Annotated in this window: 2 protein-coding genes and 1 pseudogene; 2 read left to right on the top strand and 1 reads right to left on the bottom strand. The window is 64.4% G+C overall.

Annotation, left to right across the window (positions count from 1 at the left end; genetic code table 11):
* Positions 1–432: ATP-binding cassette domain-containing protein (locus tag VJ897_RS02580; RefSeq protein WP_324052974.1), on the bottom strand; the 432-nt coding region annotated here is incomplete at its 3' end.
* 291 nt (positions 433–723) lie between these two features.
* Between VJ897_RS02580 and VJ897_RS02575 the strand changes: the two genes are divergently transcribed.
* Both VJ897_RS02575 and VJ897_RS02570 read left to right on the top strand, forming a co-directional pair.
* Positions 724–2,430: a peptide ABC transporter substrate-binding protein gene (locus VJ897_RS02575; protein ID WP_324052972.1), complete on the top strand. Its 1,707-nt coding sequence runs from the start codon at positions 724–726 to the stop codon at positions 2,428–2,430.
* Between the two features lie 76 nt (positions 2,431–2,506).
* A pseudogene (locus VJ897_RS02570) lies at positions 2,507–2,649 on the top strand (ABC transporter permease); the annotation flags it as partial.

Here is a 2,649-nt window from a genome sequence, read left to right as displayed (position 1 = left end):
GAGCAGTTCCAACGCCCGCGCACGGGCCTGCCGCTTGTCCATACCGCGATGCACGCGCAGCCCTTCGGACAGCTGCCGCCCCACGGTGAACACAGGGTTGAGCGCGGTCATCGGCTCCTGAAAGATCATCCCGATCTCGTTACCCCGGATCGTGCGCATCAGCCCCTGCTCGGTCTGTGCCAGATCGACCTCGCCGCCCTCGCGGCGATCAAACAGCATCCGCCCGCCCGCGATGGTGCCGCCGCCATATTCGATGAGCCGCATCAGCGACAGCGACGACACCGACTTGCCCGAGCCCGATTCGCCCACGATGCAGACGGTCTCGCCCGGATTGACGTCAAAGGACACGTCCTTGACCCCCACAACGGGGCCATCCTTGGTCTCGAACGTGACCCGAAGATTCTCGATCCGGGCAATCGGGGTGTCCAGCATGCGGCGCGGCCTTTTCTCATCCATGACGGGCAATGCTGAAACGCTACTCACTTTGTCGCACCGGTGTCAAACCATGTCCCGCCGTTCCCGGGCGATTGTCGGATTCCCGGATTGCGCCCCTTGCTTTTTGCCCGAATCCGGTCTGTGATGCCCGAACCGACGGGGATGCGGTGCAGCGGCCACAAGGTGCCCTGCCCCCTTTTTTCGTCACATCAAGACCGGTCAAGGCCGGCGAAACCGAAAACGAGATGGCCGAACCAGAGCTGTCCAACACCGGAGGAATCAAACCCAATGACCGTGAAATCCCTGCTTCTCGGGGCAACCGCCGCGTCGTGCCTTGGCCTTGCGGCCCATGCCGAACGCGGGTCGGATGGCCATGTCAACGTGATCTACTGGCAGGCGCCGTCGATCATGAACCCCTACCTGTCCGGCGGCACCAAGGAGATCGAGGCAGCCAGCCTCGTGATCGAACCGCTCGGGCGCTACAACGAAAAGGGCGACATGGTCCCCTACCTGGCCGAGGAAATCCCCACCGTCGAGAACGGCGGCGTGGCCGAGGACCTCAAGTCGATCACCTGGAAGATCAAGCCGGGGCTGACATGGTCCGACGGCACGCCCTTCACCGCCACGGACGTGAAATTCACCGCCGATTACTGCATGAACCCCGAGGGCGGCTGCGCGCAGCTTGCCAAGTTCGAGGGCGTGGAATCGGTCGAGGTGGTCGATGACCTGACCGTGACGGTCAATTTCGCCGATGCCCAGCCTAACCCCTACGGCCCCTTCATGGGCGGCCAGTCCCCAATCATCCAGGCCGCGCAATATGCCGAGTGCACCGGCGCGCGGGCGTCCGAATGCGCCGAGGAAAACTTTGCCCCGATCGGCACCGGCCCCTTCGTGGTGGACGAGTTCCGCCCCAATGACGTGATCTCGCTCTCGGCCAATCCCAATTACCGTGACCCCGAAAAGCCGGCCTTCGCCACCATGACCTTCAAGGGCGGCGGCGATGCCACGGCGGCGGGCCGCGCGGTGCTGGAGACCGGCGAATTCGACTATGCGTGGAACCTGCAGCTCGCGCCCGACGTGATCGCCAACATGGAAGAGGCGGGCCAGGGCGAGGCGCTCGCCGCCTTCGGCACGCTCGTGGAGCGGATCGAGGTCAACCTCACCGATCCTTCCCCCGACCTGCCCGAGGGCGAGCGCGCCACGGCGGCGCATCCGCACCCGTTCCTGACCGACCCGGCGGTGCGTCAGGCGCTTTCCATGGCGATCGACCGCGTGCTGCTGACCGAGATCGGCTACGGCAAGGCGGGCAAGCCCACCTGTGATTGGGTGCCCGGCCCGGATGTCTATGCCGCGGACAACACCCATTGCCTCGAACAGGATATCGAGGGGGCCAAGGCGCTTCTGGAAGAGGCCGGCTGGACCGACAGCGATGGCGACGGGGTGCGCGAAAAGGACGGCGTGAAACTCTCCCTGCTCTACCAGACCTCGACCAATGCCGTGCGCCAGGATTTCCAGGCGCTGATCAAGCAGTGGTGGTCGGAAATCGGCGTCGAGACCGAACTGCGCAACATCTCGGCCAGCGTTTTCTTCGGCGGCGATCCGGGCAGCCCGGACACGTTCCAGAAGTTCTATGCCGATGTGGAAATGTATGCCAACCTCTTCGACGGCACCGATCCGCAGAGCTATCTCGCCTCGCGCACCTGCAACAAGGCCCCGCGCCCCGAAAGCCAGTGGCAGGGCGAGAACATCAACCGCTTCTGCGACCCGGAATATGACGAACTCGTCAAGGAGCTGGGCCGCACGGCAGAATTGTCGAAGCGGGCGGATATCGCCATCAAGCTCAACAACATGATCACCAAAGAGCAGAACGTGATCATTCCGCTGGTCCATCGTGGCCGGGTCTCGGCCAAGTCCAACACCCTGGGCGGCGTGGTGCTGAACGTGTGGGACACCGAGCTGTGGAACGCGGCCGACTGGTACCGCATCGAGGAGTGATCCGGCACATGCCTGATCCGGGCCGGGCGCATGCCCGGCCCCTCTTTCCATTGAATACCCCGCAGAGGCGCCGCGCATGCTGACTTATACGATCCGACGGCTCGTGCTCTCGATCCCGACGCTGCTGTTCATCAGCCTCGTGATCTTCCTGCTGCTGGAGCTTGCCCCCGGCGACCCGATGGCGCAGGTGCCGCTGACCGTGCCGCCCGAGGTCAAGGA

The sequence above is a fragment of the Salibaculum sp. genome (genome assembly GCF_035270045.1).
Taxonomy (GTDB): Bacteria; Pseudomonadota; Alphaproteobacteria; order Rhodobacterales; family Rhodobacteraceae; genus Salibaculum.
This window is presented reverse-complemented; position numbering and strand designations above follow the sequence as displayed.

Bases quoted from the DNA above. Each gene is read 5' to 3' on its own strand.
- VJ897_RS02575 (WP_324052972.1), top strand. From the start codon at position 724: ATGACCGTGAAATCCCTGCTTCTCGGGGCAACCGCCGCGTCGTGCCTT.